The 17,379-nt window shown below is 62.9% G+C and carries 14 protein-coding genes; 4 read left to right on the top strand and 10 right to left on the bottom strand.

Going from position 1 to position 17,379, the window contains the following annotated elements:
* Both ACLH0H_RS22495 and ACLH0H_RS22490 read left to right on the top strand, forming a co-directional pair.
* Positions 1-1,281, top strand: coding sequence for a TRAP transporter large permease (locus ACLH0H_RS22495; RefSeq protein ID WP_411379679.1), 1,281 nt, complete (start codon positions 1-3; stop codon positions 1,279-1,281).
* Positions 1,282-1,455: 174 nt separating this feature from the next.
* A complete protein-coding gene (locus tag ACLH0H_RS22490; protein WP_411379678.1) occupies positions 1,456-2,325 on the top strand; it encodes an aldose 1-epimerase in 870 nt (289 codons plus the stop codon).
* 111 nt (positions 2,326-2,436) lie between these two features.
* Here ACLH0H_RS22490 and ACLH0H_RS22485 read toward each other — a convergent pair whose 3' ends face one another.
* The 10 genes from ACLH0H_RS22485 to pedF form a co-directional block, all read right to left on the bottom strand.
* A complete protein-coding gene (locus tag ACLH0H_RS22485) occupies positions 2,437-3,582 on the bottom strand; it encodes an HlyD family secretion protein (RefSeq protein ID WP_411379677.1) in 1,146 nt (381 codons plus the stop codon).
* Positions 3,579-5,222: an MFS transporter gene (locus tag ACLH0H_RS22480; RefSeq protein ID WP_411379676.1), complete on the bottom strand. Its 1,644-nt coding sequence runs from the start codon at positions 5,220-5,222 to the stop codon at positions 3,579-3,581. Before ACLH0H_RS22480 ends, ACLH0H_RS22485 begins: the two co-directional genes overlap by 4 nt.
* A 428-nt stretch (positions 5,223-5,650) precedes the next feature.
* Positions 5,651-7,129, bottom strand: coding sequence for a DASS family sodium-coupled anion symporter (locus tag ACLH0H_RS22475; protein ID WP_411379675.1), 1,479 nt, complete (start codon positions 7,127-7,129; stop codon positions 5,651-5,653).
* Between the two features lie 343 nt (positions 7,130-7,472).
* Positions 7,473-8,843, bottom strand: a complete 1,371-nt coding sequence (locus tag ACLH0H_RS22470; protein WP_411379674.1) for a hybrid sensor histidine kinase/response regulator — start codon at positions 8,841-8,843, stop codon at positions 7,473-7,475.
* Positions 8,827-9,990, bottom strand: a complete 1,164-nt coding sequence (ercA, locus tag ACLH0H_RS22465) for an alcohol dehydrogenase-like regulatory protein ErcA (RefSeq protein ID WP_411379673.1) — start codon at positions 9,988-9,990, stop codon at positions 8,827-8,829. Before ercA ends, ACLH0H_RS22470 begins: the two co-directional genes overlap by 17 nt.
* A 103-nt stretch (positions 9,991-10,093) precedes the next feature.
* Positions 10,094-10,165: a pyrroloquinoline quinone precursor peptide PqqA gene (pqqA, locus tag ACLH0H_RS22460; protein ID WP_074750225.1), complete on the bottom strand. Its 72-nt coding sequence runs from the start codon at positions 10,163-10,165 to the stop codon at positions 10,094-10,096.
* Between the two features lie 269 nt (positions 10,166-10,434).
* Positions 10,435-11,955, bottom strand: coding sequence for an aldehyde dehydrogenase family protein (locus tag ACLH0H_RS22455; RefSeq protein WP_411379672.1), 1,521 nt, complete (start codon positions 11,953-11,955; stop codon positions 10,435-10,437).
* Between the two features lie 14 nt (positions 11,956-11,969).
* A complete protein-coding gene (locus tag ACLH0H_RS22450) occupies positions 11,970-12,908 on the bottom strand; it encodes a quinoprotein relay system zinc metallohydrolase 1 (protein WP_411379671.1) in 939 nt (312 codons plus the stop codon).
* Positions 12,905-13,648 (bottom strand): quinoprotein dehydrogenase-associated SoxYZ-like carrier, encoded by a 744-nt coding sequence (locus tag ACLH0H_RS22445; RefSeq protein ID WP_411379670.1) that lies wholly within the window; start codon positions 13,646-13,648, stop codon positions 12,905-12,907. The genes ACLH0H_RS22450 and ACLH0H_RS22445 overlap by 4 nt, the downstream gene beginning before the upstream one ends.
* 3 nt (positions 13,649-13,651) lie before the next feature.
* The gene (gene pedF, locus ACLH0H_RS22440) at positions 13,652-14,113 is read right to left on the bottom strand and encodes a cytochrome c-550 PedF (protein WP_186694700.1); all 462 of its coding nucleotides are present in this window, start codon (positions 14,111-14,113) and stop codon (positions 13,652-13,654) included.
* 253 nt (positions 14,114-14,366) lie between these two features.
* On the opposite strand from pedF, the gene exaA reads away from it, so the two are divergent.
* Positions 14,367-16,262, top strand: coding sequence for a quinoprotein ethanol dehydrogenase (exaA, locus tag ACLH0H_RS22435; protein WP_411379669.1), 1,896 nt, complete (start codon positions 14,367-14,369; stop codon positions 16,260-16,262).
* 57 nt (positions 16,263-16,319) lie between these two features.
* Positions 16,320-16,967, top strand: coding sequence for a pentapeptide repeat-containing protein (locus ACLH0H_RS22430; protein WP_411379668.1), 648 nt, complete (start codon positions 16,320-16,322; stop codon positions 16,965-16,967).
* Positions 16,968-17,379 lie beyond the last annotated feature (412 nt).

Genomic DNA, 17,379 nt, shown 5'->3' with positions numbered 1-17,379 from the left:
ATGGACGCGTTGATTCTGTTGGGCAGCTTTATCGCCTTGATCCTGATCGGCATGCCGGTGGCCTATGCCCTGGGGTTGTCGGCGCTGATCGGCGCGTGGTGGATCGACATCCCGTTCCAGGCCCTGATGATTCAGGTCGCCGGCGGGGTGAACAAGTTTTCGCTGATGGCGATTCCATTCTTCGTGCTGGCCGGGGCGATCATGGCCGAGGGCGGCATGTCGCGGCGGCTGGTGGCCTTTGCCGGGGTGCTGGTGGGCTTCGTGCGCGGCGGCCTGTCGCTGGTGAACATCATGGCCTCGACTTTTTTTGGGGCGATTTCAGGCTCGTCGGTGGCCGATACCGCCTCGGTCGGTTCGGTGCTGATCCCGGAAATGGAACGCCGTGGCTACCCGCGTGAATTCGCCACGGCGGTGACCGTCAGCGGCTCGGTGCAAGCGCTGCTGACGCCGCCCAGCCACAACTCGGTGCTCTACTCCCTGGCGGCCGGCGGCACGGTCTCGATCGCCTCGCTGTTCATGGCCGGCGTGGTGCCGGGCCTGCTGATGAGCGCGTGCCTGATGGTGTTGTGCCTGATCTTCGCGAAGAAGCGCGACTACCCCAAAGGTGAAGTGATTCCGCTGAAGCAGGCGCTGAAAATCGCCGCCGACGCGCTCTGGGGCCTGATGGCCATGGTGATCATCCTCGGCGGCATCCTCTCGGGTATTTTCACCGCCACCGAGTCCGCCGCCATTGCCGTGCTGTGGGCGTTCTTCGTGACCATGTTCATCTACCGCGACTACAAATGGAGCGAGCTGCCCAAGCTGATGCACCGCACGGTGCGCACCATTTCCATCGTGATGATCCTTATCGCCTTCGCCGCCAGCTTCGGCTACATCATGACGCTGATGCAGATTCCGGCGAAGATCACCACGATGTTCCTGACCCTGTCGGACAACCGCTACGTGATCCTGATGTGCATCAACGCCATGCTGCTGTTGCTCGGCACGGTGATGGACATGGCGCCGCTGATCCTGATCCTCACGCCGATTTTGCTGCCGGTGGTGCTGGGCATTGGTGTGGACCCGGTGCACTTCGGCATGATCATGCTGGTGAACCTGGGCATCGGCCTGATTACCCCGCCGGTGGGCGCGGTGCTGTTCGTGGGCGCAGCGGTGGGCAAGGTCAGTATCGAGAAGACCGTGAAGGCGCTGCTGCCGTTTTATGCGGTGTTGTTCATGGTGTTGATTGCGGTGACCTACATTCCCGCACTGTCGCTGTGGCTGCCGAGCGTGGTGTTGTAAACCCATTCTCCAGCCCAATGTAGATCAACTGTGGGAGCTGGCTTGTCGGATCGCCGCACCGCTGCGATAGCGGTTTATCAGTTGAAACATTCGTGACTGATAGACCGCTATCGCAGGCAAGCCAGCTCCCACATGGAACCTTGTTGCAGGTCCTACTTCATACGGCGGGAAACCATGTCTTCACCCTTCATCGAACTGCGCGATCAACTCACCCACCTCACCCTGGCGCCCTCTGTAGGTGGCAGCATCGTCAACTGGACGGTACGCGCCACCGGCCAGCCGCTGCTACGCCGCAGCGATGAACAGGCAATCAACACAGGTTTGCCGGGCAAGCTCGGCTGCTATCCCTTGGTCCCCTGGTCCAACCGGATCGGCGAAGGCGGCTTCGCCAACCCCCACAGCTGGCTGGCGCTGGCGCCCAACAGCCTCACCGACCCGCTGCCGATCCATGGCTCGGCCTGGCAACAGGCGTGGCAGGTCGTGAGCCAGTCGGCGCATGAGGTGGTGTTGGCCGTTGAGTGCGACACGCCGTTCGCCTATCGCGCCGAGCAACGGTTTCGGTTGAATAATGGTGAACTGAGCATCGCGTTGCGCGTGACCCATCTGGCGGAACACGCCGCATGGCATGGCCTGGGGTTACACCCCTACTTCCCGCGCCGGGCGGATACGCGACTGCAGGCCAAGGCTTCGCAGGTGTGGATGAGTGATGCGTCCAAGTTGCCGACCGGGCTGGCAAACGTGCCGGATGCGTGGGACTTCCAAGCATTAAAAGCTCTACCCCAAGGCCTGGTGGACAATGGCTTTTGCCAGTGGGACGGGCATTGCCGCATCGAACAACCGGAGCTGGGTTATGCGCTGGACTGCCAGGCCAGCGGCGCCGATTACTTCCTGCTGTACTGCCCGCCGGGGTTGGGGTTCTTTTGCGTCGAACCGGTGAGCCATCCAGTGAATGCCCATCACCTGCCGGGCCGCCCAGGCCTCAAACTGTTGGAACAAGGCCAGTCAACCCACCTCGATTTCACCCTGAAATACCGCCCACTGTAGGAGCGAGCTTGCTCGCGAAAAACCAGAGAACACCCGGGTGAATCAGATTCCCCGCGTTATCGTTGACGACCTTCGCGAGCAAGCTCGCTCCTACAAGGATAAAGGCAGTCCTCAAGGTGGGGCATTTTTCAAGCGCCCGGCGGTGTCGATACTGACCACCACCGAAAGCCCCGGCCGCAACCGCTCGCTCTCGGCCTGACCCGGATCCACCGTGATTCTCACCGGCACCCGCTGCGCAATCTTCACAAAGTTGCCGGTGGCGTTATCCGCTTGCAACAGGCTGAACTCCGAACCCGTAGCCGGCGAAATATGCTGCACCGTGCCGTGGAATGTGCGGTGGTTGAGGGCATCGACGGTGAAGGTCACCGGCTGGCCGACCTGCACGTTGTCCATCTGGGTTTCTTTCAGGTTGGCGATCACCCATAGCTGCGGTGGCACCAGCGCCATCAATTGCGCGCCGGAATTGACGTAGGCCCCCAGGCGCACGCCGATCTGCCCCAGCTGGCCGTCACGCGGCGCGGTGATGCGTGTGTTGGACAGGTCGATACGTGCCAGCTCCACCGCCGCATCGGCACTCGCCACCGCCGCTTCCAGCGAACCCCGATTGACGATCACCGTCTGCAAATCCTGCCGGGCGATTTCCAGGCTGGCCTGGGCTTGCGCGACAGCGGCGAGGGTCTGCGCATGGGCGGCGCGGGTTACGTCCAGCTCACGCTTGGACACTGAGCCGTCGCTGATCAACGCTTCGTTGCGGCGCAAGTCGGCGGTGCTCTTGCGCGCCTGCGCCTGGCTGTCCACCAAGGCCGCCTGGCGCAGCTTGATCGTGGCTTCGGCGCTGTTGCGCTGCTGCACCACATTCGCCAACGATGCCTGCTGCACCGCCAATTGCGCCAGCGCCTGATCGAGGCGCTGCTTGTAGATGCGGTCATCAAGACGCACCAGCAGATCGCCGGCCTTCACGTACTGGAAATCCTGCACCGGCACTTCAAATACATAACCGCTGAGCTGCGGGCCGATAATCGTGACCTGCCCACGGACCAGGGCATTCTCGGTGGTCTCCACCGCACTGCTGAACGGCGGCAATTGCCAGGCGTACAGCACGATCAGCACACCGATAATCGCAATCGCGGCAAAGCCCAGCGACGAGAGGATGCGCACCCGCAAGGAACGCGGTTCAGTCACCGTTGCGCCCGGCGGCGTAGTGCCCTCCGGGGTGGAGGCGATTGCGTTGGTGGTTGTGGTGGTGGGTTCGGTCATGACGGTGCGCCGCTGGGTTGAACGGGAGTGGCTGTCTTGGTGGTGCTCATCAGCCACAGACTGCGGATAAAGATCCAGATCATGGTCAGGATCGCGATGATCGCGATCAACATGAAGACATCGTTGTAGGCCATCACGTTCGCCTCACGGGTGGCCGCCGTGGCCAGGCTGCGAATGCCCATCAGGTTGCGCAGCTCGGGGTCGGCGGCAATTCCCCCATAGGCAGAGCCGCCGCTCTGCACCCGCTCGGCCACGCGCGGGTCGAGCAGGGTCAGGTGTTCGACGATCATGCTGGAGTGATACTTCTCGCGCACGACCTGAAAGGTTCCCAGCAACGCCGCGCCGATCAGGCCGCCCAGGTTCTGGCAGATACCGAACATCACCGAAAAGCTCACCAGGTTGCGCGGGTTGGCCAATACATTCTTGGTGCCCAGCACCATGGTCGGCCCCAAAAAGAACGTACCGCCGAAGCCTAGCAGGAACTGGCTGATGTACAGGTTCTGCGGCCGGGTCAGGTTGCTGGAAAAACTGTCCATCACCGAGCCGGTGGCCATCAGCGCCAGGGAGATCACCAGGGGCATCAGCAAGTGCGCCGGGTTGATCGTCAGCGCGCTCACCGCCAACCCGGCAATCGCCCCGGCCAGCATCACCACGTATAGCGTGTGCATCTGCTGGTAGCTCATGTTCAACATCTGCATGAACCCCACGGCGCCGGTGGACTGTTCGGACAACACCATGCGAATCAGGATCACCGCCAGCGCCAGGCGAATCATGGTGCCGCTGCCCAGCCAGCGGGTCATCAGCAGCGGGTTGGCGCGGTTATGCTCGATGGCCAGGCCGGCCATGATCAGCACCAGCGAACAGGCCGAAGCCACACCGATCCACGGTGCTTCCAGCCACCAGTCGATGCGCCCCAGCGACAGCACCGCGCAGAGCAAGGCGACACCGGTGGCGAGGATGGCGAAGGTCAGGAAGTCGAGTTTTTCAAATGTCTTGAACCGATCGCCCGGGGGCAACTTGAGCAGGAACACGCACCCCAGGCAGATCAGCGCCAAACCCAGCTCGAACAGGTACAGCCCACGCCATTCGGCGATTTGCAGCAAATCTTCAGAGAACAACCGCGCCAGCGGCAACGCCAACTGCGCCGTGCCCAGGCCCAGCACCAGCGCCTTCAAGCGCCACTTGGCCGGGAAGGCCTGGATCATGTAGTACAAGCCCAACGAACTCAGCGCCGCACCCACCATCCCGTGTGCCGCCCGCACGGCGATGGCCGAGTTGAGGTCATTGACGAACAAATGCCCGAAGGTCACCAGCGCATAGAGCACCAGGAACACCTCGGTAAACGCGCGCAGGCCGAACTGCTGGCGAAATTTGACCAGCAGCAGGTTCATGCACACATTGGTCATCACGTACGCGGCGGGCAGCCAGGCCATTTCGGCGGTGGTCGCGCCAAGCGCGCCTTGCAGGTATTGCAGGTTGGCGATCACCAGCGCGTTCCCCAGCCCACCGGTAATTGCCACCAGCACGCCGACCATCGCGAACAGCCAACGCTTGTGCGTCGGGTGCAGCGGCGTCGACGGCGAACCGGGCAGGCTGGGCCGCTCATGCGGCTCCCAGGTGCGGGGGGTGTATTTGTTCATTCAGTGGCCTTGATGAACCGACGGGGGAAGTCGGTGGAACCTTTACTCAGGGAGTGGAAAACCTGGGCAGAGTTCATCTTGCCATCTTGGGGCGCAAAATTGAGTCTTAATGTAGACACGCTCCCACATTGGACGTGTTCATTGATCGTTCCCACGCCCCGCGTGGGAATGCCGCCTGGGACGCTCCGCGTCCCGCCGACAACTCTATGCTACAGGTGACGCAGAGCGTCACGGAATGCATTACCAAGCGGAGCGTGGGAACGATCAAGGCAGGATGTGGTGTGTCAGACACTCCGTAGAGGCTGGTTTGGGGCCGCTTCGCAGCCCAGCGCGGGACAAGCCCGCTCACTACAGGGAGATTTCTCAGCCTTTAAAATTTTGTAGCTATGGCCATCGCAGGCAAGCCAGCTCCCACATGGAATGCACAGTCAAACCCAACCCAGCCAACTCCAGTACGTAGCCGCAAACACCAGCATCAGTAGATAGCCAATCAAAGTCACTAGCACTCCCACCTTGGCAAACTGCCGCGCCGTGAATGTCCCCGTCCCCAGGCACACCATATTCTGCGGCGCATTGATCGGCAGGATAAACCCGTAGCTCATCACAAACCCCAGCAGCAGGGTCATGCCCAACCGGCTGAAATCCCCCGGCAAGGTCTGCAGCACTGCAATCAGGATCGGCAGCAACGCCGAGGTCAGCGCGGTGGCGCTGGCGAACCCCAAGTGAATCAGAATCAGGAACGCGCCAAGGATCGCAAACACGCCCAACGGCCCCACCTGATCCAGCCCCGTGTGGGCCACAACGGTAGAACCCAGCCACTGCCCGGCCTGGGTCGTCAGCAGCGCCGTGCCCAGGCTGATGCCCACGCCGAACACGATGACCGTGCCCCACGGGATCCGCGACTGCACATCCTTCCAGCTCATCACGCCAATACCCGGCAGCAGCAGGAATACCAACCCGGCGTAGGTCGTGGAGGTGGTGTCGAAACTGTGCAGGCGACCTTCTGTCGCCCAGGCCAGCAGCAGCAGGACCGATACGCTCAACAGACGCTTTTGCGGCCCGGTCATCGGTCCTATCTCTGCCAGCGACTGCGCCACCGCCTCTTTACCCCCAGGGATGCTGTCGGTTTCCGGCGGCAACAGTTTGAGCACCAGGAACAGTAGCACCGCCGACATGATCAACGCCCACGGCGCACCGGCGATCAGCCAGTCGATCCACGACACGCGCTGGCCGAGCATCTTGTCCATGAAGCCGACCGTCAGCAGGTTCTGCGCAGCGGCGGTCTGGATGCCGACGTTCCAGATGCTGGTGCCCTGGGCCACCACGATCATGATGCCGGCAGCGATATTCGAGCGTTTGTCGACGCCGAACGCGGCGATCACGCCCATCATGATCGGCACCACACAGGCACTGCGCGCGGTGGCGCTGGGCACTACCAGGCTGAGCAGGATGGTCACCGCAATCGCCCCCAGCAGGATGCGCCGGGTGCTGGTGCCCACTCGGCTGAGCGTGACCAGCGCGATACGCCGGTCCAGGCCGGTGTGGGTCATGGCGGCGGCGATGAACAGCGCGCCCGCCACCAGCGCCAGGGCCGGGTTGGAGAAGCCAGTGAGCGCCATGCTGATCGCCGGGCTGCTGCCGATCAGGTGCGCGGGGTCTTGGACCGACGGCGCGGTGCCAAGCAAAAACGCCATGAGCGAAGTGATCATGATCGCGCTGGCTTCATAGGACACCGCTTCAGTGATCCACACCACCACGGCAAACGCGAGGATCGCCAACATGCGGTGCCCGGCCACGGGCAAGTCGGCGGGCAGCGGCAATAGCAGCACGCCGACCATCACCAGCACGGCGAACACCAGGCCCAGGGGCAACTTGAACGATGCAGCGGTTGTTGCGGGGGCGTTCATGGGGTGCTCCGTCGGCCGTTAAATCAGGCGCGGAGCATGGCGCAAACTGCTGGGTGCGGTGTTGACGGGTGTCAACCGGTTCCGATGTGGGAGCTGATAGCCATAGGTATCTACACAACCTTCAAAGGCTGAGAAATCTCCTTGTAGTGAGCGGGCTTGTCCCGCGCTGGGTGGCGAAGCCGCCCCAATCCAATAAAGACGCCGCGCAGTTTCAGACAAACCCCATTCGCCTGGTTTGGGGCCGCTTCGCCACCCAGCGCGGGGCAAGCCCGCTCACTACAAAATATGTAAAGCCAGCTCCCACAGAGGTCCACTCCCACATGGGGTTGGGTTTGCTGTGGATTCAGCCGAGCATCTGGCTGAGGACCGCGCGCAATTTGCCGGGCTTGACCGGCTTGTTCAACAGCGGTGCGTCGAGCCGCCGCAACGCGCGGCGGCACTGGTCGGTGCGGTCGGCAGTGATGACCACCGCAGGAATCTTCTGCTCGAAATGCACGCGTAAATGGCGCACCACCTGGCACCCCACCACCCCATGGTCCAGGTGATAATCGGCCAGGATCAACTCCGGCGCCCTGCCCTTCAGCGCCAGCAACGCACCGGCCTGGTCGGTGGCGGTGACCACTTCGCAGCCCCACTGCCCGAGCAACGCGCGCATGCTTTCGAGGATGCTCACCTCGTTATCGATCACCAGCAACCGCCGCCCCGGCAGCGGGTTGCCCGTGGTCGGTTGCACCGGCAGTTGGCTGATCGGCAAGGGCATTTCATCACTCAGGGGCACTTCGATGCTGAACATCGAGCCACGCCCCGGCCACGAACGCACCGCAATCGGGTACCCGAGAATATCGGCGATACGCTCGACAATCGCCAAACCCAGCCCCACGCCCTTGCGGTCCGCCGCTCGGCCGACGTCGAGCTGGTTGAACTCGAGGAAGATCGCCTCCAACCGGTCCGCCGCAATGCCGCGCCCGGTGTCCCATACCTCCAGGCGCAAACTATTACCGCGCTTGCGCGCGCCGAGCAGGATGCAACCCTCGTCGGTATAACGGCAGGCATTGCTCAGGAAATTACGCAGGATCCGTGTCAGCAGGCGCAGGTCGGTGTTGATCGCATAGCAGCCGGTATGCACCCGCAGGTTCAACCCGGCCGCCTCGGCCACCGATTGAAACTCCGACACCAGCGGCGCGAACAGCTCGTCGAGGCGATACAGCGCCACGTCCGGCTTGACCGCCGCCTGATCCAGCCGCGAAATATCCAGCAAGTCGGTGAGCAGGTCCTCGGCCCCCTCCAGCGCCTGGTGCGTGCGCTCCACCAGCACCTGCTCGACGCTGGGCAGCTGCCGCTCGCGCAGGGTGGCGATCAACAACCGCGCCGCATTCAAAGGCTGCAGCAGGTCATGGCTGGCCGCGGCCAGATATTTGTCCTTGCTGCGGTTGGCGGCCTGGGCGGCGTCGCGGGCGTCGCGCAAGTCCTGCTCGACCTGTTCGCGCTGGGCGATCTGCTGCTGCAGGTTATGGTTGGCCTCCAGCAGTTCGTCGGTGCGCGCGGCGACACGCTGTTCGAGCTCATCGTTGAGGCGGATATAGCGGTTGCGCTCGGCCTCCAGTTCATCCAGGCGTGCCGTCAGCTCGGGATAGTGGCTCTTGCGCGCCGACTGGTTGCCCAGCCCGAGCAAGCCCGCGAGCGCGCGTTGCTGGTCGTCAGAGAGCTTCGCCATAGACGACCTCGACGTCACGCTGGCTCGATTCCCTCGGGTTGGTGAGGATGCACGGGTCGTGCATCGCATGCTGGGACAGGAACGGAATATCGGCCACGCGCACTCCATGCAGGCCGAGGGTTTCGTGGAAGCCAATCGCATGCTTGAGCGCAATCAGATGCTCCACCAGGCGCCCGCAGATCTGCCGATGATTGAGGCCCCGGCAGTCGATGCCAAACGTCTCGGCGATCACTTTGAAGCGTTCCGGCGCCGAGTTGTAATTGAAGGCCACCACATGCTCCACCAATACCGCGTTGCACAGCCCGTGAGGCAAATCGAGAAAGCCGCCGAGGCTGTGGGACATCGCGTGCACCGCACCCAGGATCGCATTGGAAAACGCCAGCCCGGCCTGCATGCTGCCGAGCATGATTTTTTCGCGCAGGGCGATGTCGCCGGGGTTGGCGATCATCTGCACCAGGTTGCCGTTGATCAGGCGCATCGCTTCCAGCGCATGGGAGTCGGTCAGCGGACCATGGCCGGTGGAAACGAACGCTTCGATGGCATGCACCAACGCGTCGATGCCGGTGCAGGCGGACAGGAACGGGTCCATGCTGGCGGTGGTTTCCGGGTCGATCAGCGACACATCCGGCACCACCGCCTTGCTGACGATGGAGAATTTCATGCGTTCCTGCTGGTTGGAAATGATCACGAACTGCGAGACATCCGCCGAGGTGCCGGCGGTGGTGGGGATCAGGATCAGCGGCGGGCTGGGCACGCGGATGGTGTCGACGCCTTCGAACTCCAGGATGCTGCGCCCATGGGCCACCACGATACCGATGGCCTTGCCGCAGTCCATCGGGCTGCCGCCGCCGATGGCGACGATCACGTCGCAGTGGTTTTCGCGGTACACCTCGGCGCCGGTCATCACTTCTTCGACACGCGGGTTGGGCGAGACGGCGCTGTACAGGCAATAGTCGATACCGATGGCTTTCAGGCTGGCTTCCACATCGGCGACCCAACCGGCGGCGATCACGCCTGGGTCGCTGACCACCAGCACTTTGCGCGCGCCAAAGGTCTTGGCGCAATTGCCGACGTTGTGTCGGCAGCCGGCACCAAAGATGATTTCAGGCGAGACGAATTTACGCAGGAGGCTCAGGTTTGGGCTCATTGGAAAGCCTGTTTTTATTATTCTGGAAGATGCGCTCCACACTAACCGATCCGGCTGCGAATGCAATCAGACCAAAGAGGCATCCTCCTGGTAGTACCCGCGGTCAGCGGCTGGCGAAGTACATCGTGACTTCAAAGCCGATGCGCAGGTCGGTGTAGGTCGGTTTGGTCCACATGGGGGCAGTCCTCTTGTTGTGCCGGAGAGTTCCGGTCGGGTCATTAATGCATGGGGCGTGTGCGAGGCGAATGCTACTTTCGAAGGAGTTGGCGCCATGCATTGGTCTCGGATGCACATTGATCGTTCCCACGCTCTGCGTGGGAATGCATCCTGTGACGCTCTGCGTCACCATCGCGCCAGTTTTGTACCTGTGTTGTGATAGGGACGCGGAGCGTCCGTGGCGGCATTCCCACGCAGAGCGTGGGAACGATCGGTTTCAAGTCAGGATCAAAAGAACCCCAGCGGGTTGATGTCGTAGCTCACCAGCAGGTTTTTGGTCTGCTGGTAATGGTCGAGCATCATTTTGTGGTTTTCACGGCCGACACCGGATTTTTTATACCCACCAAACGCCGCATGCGCCGGGTACAGGTGATAACAGTTGGTCCACACCCGCCCGGCCTTGATCGCCCGGCCCATGCGGTACGCGCGGTTGATGTCGCGGGTCCACAGGCCGGCCCCCAGGCCGAACTCGCTGTCGTTGGCGATCGCCAGCGCTTCGGCCTCGTCCTTGAAGGTGGTAATGCCCACCACCGGCCCGAAGATTTCTTCCTGGAATACGCGCATCTTGTTGTGGCCCTTGAGCAGGGTCGGCTGGATGTAGTAACCGCTGGACAGGTCGCCCTCCAGGCGCTCGGCCGCGCCGCCGGTGAGCAGCTCGGCGCCCTCTTCCTGGGCGATCTTCAGGTAGGAGAGGATTTTGTCGTATTGCTGTTCGGACGCCTGGGCGCCGACCATGGTCTCGGTGTCCAACGGGTTGCCGCGCTTGATCTTGACGATCTTTTGCATCACCACTTTCATGAAGTCGTCGTAAATCGACTCCTGCACCAGCGCCCGCGACGGGCAGGTGCACACTTCGCCCTGGTTGAAGAACGCCAGCACCAAGCCTTCGGCGGCTTTTTCGATGAATTGCGGCTCGGCCTGCATGATGTCTTCAAAGAAGATGTTCGGCGACTTGCCGCCCAGTTCCACCGTAGAAGGAATGAGGTTCTCGGCGGCCGCATGCATGATGTGCGCGCCGATGGGGGTCGAGCCGGTAAAGGCGATCTTGGCGATGCGCTTGCTGGTGGCCAGCGCCTCCCCCGCTTCGCGGCCGAAGCCCTGGACGATATTGAGCACGCCCGGTGGCAACAGGTCATTGATCAGCTCGGCAAACACCATGATCGACAGCGGCGTCTGCTCGGCCGGCTTGAGCACGATGCAGTTACCGGCGGCCAACGCAGGCGCCAGTTTCCACGCGGCCATCAACAGCGGGAAGTTCCACGGGATGATCTGCCCGACCACACCCAGCGGTTCATGGAAATGGTAAGCGGCCGTCAGCTCGTTGATCTCGGCGGCGCCGCCTTCCTGGGCGCGGATGCAGCCGGCGAAGTAGCGGAAATGGTCAGCGGCCAGCGGCACGTCGGCGTTGAGGGTTTCACGCACGGCCTTGCCGTTGTCCCAGGTTTCGGCCACGGCCAGCACTTCGAGGTTCTGCTCGATACGGTCGGCGATTTTCAGCAGTACCAGGGAGCGGTCCTGGGCCGAGGTCTTGCCCCAGGCGTCGGCGGCGGCATGGGCAGCGTCGAGGGCCTTGTCGATATCGGCGGCGCTGGAGCGCGGGAATTGGGCGATGACTTCGCCAGTGACCGGCGAGGTATTGGTGAAGTATTCGCCATTGATCGGTGCGACGAACTCACCGCCGATGTAATTGCCGTAACGCGGCTTGAAGCTGACGATGGCGCCGGGGGTGCCAGGTTGTGCGTAGATCATGGTGAGGCCTCTATTTATTGTTGGGTATTGATGGGCTGCATCTGGGTGCGTTCGTACTGCGGGTACAAATGAGTGACGCTGCGGGTCAGTTCGTAGCGCGCCAGGTTAATGGTCGCGAAACGTTCGGGAATCGGGCTGCGGATCAGCTCGGACATGTCGCGGCCTTGGGCCGCACCGTCGCGCAGCAACTGGTCGAGCCAGGTGAGGTAGTCGCGCATCTGTTCGAAGGGTTTCGCGTCGGTCGCGATGGGGCCGTGTCCAGGCACCACCAACGTCCAGGGCAAGCCTTGCAGGGTGGCGATGTCCGCCTGCCACTGCGCAAGGCCCGGTGTATGGGGGGTGGTGAGTGCGCGCTGGTAGAACACCAGGTCACCGGCGAACAGCACGCCGGTCTTGCGGTCGAGGATCGCCAGGTCAGCGCCCGTGTGGCCGCGCAGGTGCAGCAGTTGCAGGTCGTGGCTGCCGAAGGTTTTCACGCCCGCCTGCAGCACTTCGCCGGGCAGGACCACTTCGGTGCCGCGCATCCAGTCGCCGACCAGGCGGTACAGGTTCTCGGCCATGCTGTCGCCCTGCGCATGCAGCAACTCGGCGGTGCCGGCCAGGGCGCCGATCGGCACATCCTTGAACGCTTGGTTGCCCAGCGCATGGTCGGGATGGTGGTGAGTCAGCAACACTTGGATCACCGGTTTATCGGTGACCCGTGCGATGGCCTGGCGCAGTGCTTCGCCATAGCGCCTGGACGGCCCGGTGTCGATCACCACCACGCCGGCTTCGGTGACGATGAACCCGACGTTGACGATGTTGCCGCCGTTGTCCTTGGTGAAGTTGGCCGTGCTGCCTTCCAGCAGCCAGGTGTCGTCGGCGATCAAGCGGGGCTTGAGGCCGTAATCCAGCTCGGCCAGCACCGGCAGGCTGAACAGGATCAGCCAGAGCATTATCCAGCGCGGGTTCATGGGATGGCCGCCTCGAATTGGCTGCCGCTGGTGTCGCGCAAGGTCAGGCGTGTGGGCCCGGACCCCTCGATGTCAAAGGCCAGGCTGGGGTTTTCGCTGACGGCGGGGAACAGTTCCAGGCGTGCCAGCAGCCGGTTGTCGTCACTGAGCAGTTCGGCATGGTTGATGAAAAATTCGGGAATGCCGCTGACCATGCCGTTATCCATCGGGTGGGCAATGTGCAGCTTTACCCGGCTGAACGTTGCGCGCGGGTAACGGCCGCCGAGCACTTCGCCCAGGTGGTCTTGCCAACCCGGTTGCGTGCGCACCACGCTGGGCGCCGTGCAGCCGCCGCCGGCGGCATCAATCAGGGCCGAGCCGACGTGCCACAACCCATCCCGGGTCAACACCGCCGCGCGCAACGGCGTGGCCTGTTCGATACGCACGCGGATCGACAGCCATGGCAGCACGCGCTCCATGGGCTGGAAGTCGACAATCTGCGGCAGCGGGTTGAGTTCGGCCCAGGCGAGGATCTTGACCACGTCACCCTTGAATGCGCGGGCATCGATCTCCAACGGTACCTGGCGCGCATCTTCGGCGAACGGCGGCGCCAGGAGCTTGACCCGCTCGTCGAACACGAACGGTGCATTGGCGAGAAAACGCTGGTGATAGTAGGCCCACATCACCGAGGGCACCGGGTCGACGGGCGCGCCCCAGGCCAGCATCGGCACACAGCAGATCCACCACCCGCGCAGGCGCATGGCTTACTCCTCGACGTGCACGCTGTCGAGGTAGGTGCGCACCGCCCACAGGGCTTCCTGGCTCAGGTAGTCGGCCATCTTCGGCATATACACCCGGCCATCGCGCACGGCGCCGTGGCGGACCCGCTCGACGAACCACTCATCCCCTGCGTCGCCGGCATCGAGCATGCGCAGGTCGGGCGCGATTCCGCCGGACTTGGCTTCCAGGCCATGGCACGCCGCGCAGTTCTGGTTGTACGCCGAGGCGCCGACCTCCACTGCCTTGTCACGTTCGGAGGTGGTGCGATAAGGGTTGGTGGCGGCCCAGCCGTCGGCGTCCAGCGGCACGCCGGCGTCCTTGATCGGCGTGAGGCCTTTGGTTTCCACGGCGGTTGGGGTCACGTTGCCGTGGGCCCAGGCGGAACCGGCACCGATCGCACCGGCAAGCAGGCAGGCAGTCAGCAAGGCGTTGCGTTTTGTTGTCATTATTTTTCCCTCAGGATTGCACGCAAGACCTCTTGGCAGAGGCCATGGCAACCATCTTAGGAAGCGCTCGACGGCACCCGTATGCTGCTTTGGTGGCCGGGTTCTCATCCGTTGGTAGCAGGCCTTGTGGGGCACTGCTAAATCAGAGGCGGTTCGGGAAATTGTCCCGGCAACACCGGGACTTTTTCCGTATTCGCCACCTCCTCCACGCAGCAACCTGTACAGGCCAAAACCTCCACTGGGAACTGCAACCATGACAATAAGATCGCTACCCGCCCGCTCACCTTTAAGCCTTGCCGTGCAGGCTTTTCTGCTGGTAGGCAGCCTGTCCCTCAGTGCCGCGAGCCATGCCGCCGCTGACCCCGCTGCCAAGCCGACCCACAACGTGACCTGGGAAGACATCGCCAACGATCACCTGACCACCAAGGATGTGCTGCAATATGGCATGGGCACCAATGCCCAGCGCTGGAGCCCCTTGGCCCAGGTCAACGACAAGAACGTGTTCAAGCTCACCCCGGCCTGGTCCTACTCGTTCGGCGACGAGAAGCAGCGTGGCCAGGAATCCCAGGCCATCGTCAACGACGGCGTGGTGTACGTCACCGGCTCCTATTCCCGCGTGTTCGCGCTCGACGCGAAGACCGGCAAGCGCCTGTGGACCTACAACCACCGCCTGCCCGACAACATTCGCCCGTGCTGCGACGTGGTCAACCGTGGCGCGGCGATCTTCGGCGACAAGATCTACTTCGGCACCCTTGATGCGCGCCTGATCGCCCTCGACAAGAACACCGGCAAAGTGGTGTGGAACAAGAAATTCGGCGACCACGCCGCCGGCTACACCATGACCGGCGCCCCGGTGCTGATCAAAGACAAGGTCAGCGGCAAGGTGCTGCTGATCCACGGCAGCTCCGGCGATGAGTTCGGCGTGGTCGGCCAGCTGTACGCGCGTGACCCGGACACCGGTGAAGAAGTGTGGATGCGCCCGTTCGTGGAGGGCCACATGGGCCGCCTGAACGGCAAGGACAGCACGCCGACCGGCGACGTGAAGGCGCCGTCGTGGCCCGATGACCCGACCACCGAAACCGGCAAGGTCGAGGCCTGGAGCCATGGCGGCGGCGCACCTTGGCAGAGCGCGAGCTTCGATGCCGAGACCAACACCATCATCGTCGGCGCCGGCAACCCCGGCCCGTGGAACACCTGGGCGCGCACCGCCAAGGACGGCAACCCCCATGACTTCGACAGCCTCTACACCTCGGGCCAGGTCGGCGTCGACCCCAGCACCGGCGAAGTGAAGTGGTTCTACCAACACACCCCGAACGACGCCTGGGACTTCTCCGGCAACAACGAACTGGTGCTGTTCGACTACAAGGACAAGGACGGCAAGGTCATCAAGGCCACCGGCCACGCCGACCGCAACGGCTTCTTCTACGTGGTGGACCGCAACAACGGCAAGCTGCAGAACGCCTTCCCGTTCGTCGACAACATCACCTGGGCCAGCCACATCGACCTCAAGACCGGCCGCCCGGTGGAAAACGAAGGCCAGCGTCCGGCCAAGCCATTGCCCGGTGAAACCAAGGGCAAACCGGTGGAAGTCTCGCCGCCGTTCCTCGGTGGCAAGAACTGGAACCCCATGGCTTACAGCCAGGACACCGGCCTGTTCTACATCCCGGGCAACCAATGGAAAGAGGAATACTGGACCGAAGAGGTCAACTACAAGAAAGGCTCGGCCTACCTGGGCATGGGCTTTCGTATCAAACGCATGTACGACGACCACGTCGGCACCCTGCGCGCGATGAATCCGACTACCGGCAAGGTGGTGTGGGAGCACAAGGAAGCGTTGCCGCTGTGGGCCGGCGTGCTGGCAACCAAGGGCAACCTGGTCTTCACCGGCACCGGCGACGGCTTCTTCAAGGCCTTCGATGCGAAAACCGGCAAGGAGCTATGGAAGTTCCAGACCGGCAGCGGCATCGTCTCGCCGCCGATCACCTGGGAACAGGATGGCGAGCAGTACGTGGGCGTGACCGTCGGCTATGGCGGCGCGGTGCCGCTGTGGGGCGGCGACATGGCCGAACTGACCAAGCCGGTGGCACAGGGTGGGTCGTTCTGGGTGTTCAAGATCCCGAGCTGGGATCAGAAAACCGCGCAGAAATAACCCTGGGCAGGGAGAGCGGACACGCTCTCCTTGCTGTTCTTCTTTAGAGGCCTTGCCATGAAACTCTTGCCTTTACTGCTCCTGCTAAGCCTGCCCCTGGCCCATGCCGACGACGGCGACGACGCCCCGCTGGTCATCAGCGGCTGCACCATCGCCGAACACAGCCAATGCCCCGGCGCCGACCTCAAGGGCGCGAACCTGAGCAACCAGAACCTGAGCAAAATGAACCTGGCCGGGGCCGACCTGCGCGAGGCCAACCTGCGCCACGCCAACCTCGACCTGGCCAACCTGGAAAAAGCCCGGTTGCAAGGCGCCAACCTGACCCGCGCCAGCCTGCAACAAAGCAACCTGCGCCTGGCGGACTTGACCGGCGCCACGCTGACCGCCGTGCAAGGCTGGGGAATGTTTGCCCAGGGCGCGCAATTTGAAAACGCCAACCTCAGCGCGGCCTACCTGCAGTTTGCGCGGTTGTCGGGCGCGAAGCTGCACAAGGCCGACCTGCGTGCGGCGGATCTGGAGATGACCTGGTTGAGCAAAGCCGACTTGCAAGGGGCGGATCTGAGTGATGCCAATTTGCAAGAGGCCAAGTTTGGGGAGAGTAATTTGGAGAAGGCCAGGCTTACGGGGAGCCGGCAGCATTATGCGAATTTTCAGGATGCGAATATGGAGGGGTGTGAGGGGTGTCCTGGGGGGTGGGATCGTTAGAGCGGCCTTCGGGCCGACCGTTTTCTTGGGGGGTTGCGAGTACATATCCGTTATTTGGGTAACGGCGGCTATTGGTTCCGCCCTTACGGCGGCTCACTTTTGAAGAGCGCAAAAGTAAGCAAAACGCTCTTGCCCCACCACTCGGCACCTCGCCTAGGCTCGGTGTGCCCGAACGCAGGCTTGAATCCGTGGGCCGCCGTCATGGGCCATCCTTGGCCCAGGACGGCTAACCCGGCGTCCTGCCGGGTTACCCACGGATTCAAGCCTGCGTTCGGCCAGCGTGGTTGACGGGGCGCCTGAGATCAAGATCAAAAGCCAGATCAAAAGCCAGATCAAAAGCCAGATCAAGAGCAGATCAAGAGCAGATCAAGAGCAGATCAAGAGCAGATCAAGAGCAGATCAAGAGCAGATC

This window comes from Pseudomonas sp. MPB26 (assembly GCF_046605355.1).
Lineage (GTDB): Bacteria > Pseudomonadota > Gammaproteobacteria > Pseudomonadales > Pseudomonadaceae > Aquipseudomonas > Aquipseudomonas cedrina.
The sequence above is the reverse complement of the archived record's forward strand: the minus strand, read 5'-3'. Positions and strand labels throughout refer to the sequence as shown.

Coding starts and splice junctions, on each gene's coding strand:
- ACLH0H_RS22495 (WP_411379679.1), top strand. CDS start 1: ATGGACGCGTTGATTCTGTTGGGCAGCTTTATCGCCTTGATCCTGATC.
- ACLH0H_RS22490 (WP_411379678.1), top strand. CDS start 1,456: ATGTCTTCACCCTTCATCGAACTGCGCGATCAACTCACCCACCTCACC.
- ACLH0H_RS22485 (WP_411379677.1), bottom strand. CDS start 3,582: ATGACCGAACCCACCACCACAACCACCAACGCAATCGCCTCCACCCCG.
- ACLH0H_RS22480 (WP_411379676.1), bottom strand. CDS start 5,222: ATGAACAAATACACCCCCCGCACCTGGGAGCCGCATGAGCGGCCCAGC.
- ACLH0H_RS22475 (WP_411379675.1), bottom strand. CDS start 7,129: ATGAACGCCCCCGCAACAACCGCTGCATCGTTCAAGTTGCCCCTGGGC.
- ACLH0H_RS22470 (WP_411379674.1), bottom strand. CDS start 8,843: ATGGCGAAGCTCTCTGACGACCAGCAACGCGCGCTCGCGGGCTTGCTC.
- ercA (WP_411379673.1), bottom strand. CDS start 9,990: ATGAGCCCAAACCTGAGCCTCCTGCGTAAATTCGTCTCGCCTGAAATC.
- ACLH0H_RS22455 (WP_411379672.1), bottom strand. CDS start 11,955: ATGATCTACGCACAACCTGGCACCCCCGGCGCCATCGTCAGCTTCAAG.
- ACLH0H_RS22450 (WP_411379671.1), bottom strand. CDS start 12,908: ATGAACCCGCGCTGGATAATGCTCTGGCTGATCCTGTTCAGCCTGCCG.
- ACLH0H_RS22445 (WP_411379670.1), bottom strand. CDS start 13,648: ATGCGCCTGCGCGGGTGGTGGATCTGCTGTGTGCCGATGCTGGCCTGG.
- pedF (WP_186694700.1), bottom strand. CDS start 14,113: ATGACAACAAAACGCAACGCCTTGCTGACTGCCTGCCTGCTTGCCGGT.
- exaA (WP_411379669.1), top strand. CDS start 14,367: ATGACAATAAGATCGCTACCCGCCCGCTCACCTTTAAGCCTTGCCGTG.
- ACLH0H_RS22430 (WP_411379668.1), top strand. CDS start 16,320: ATGAAACTCTTGCCTTTACTGCTCCTGCTAAGCCTGCCCCTGGCCCAT.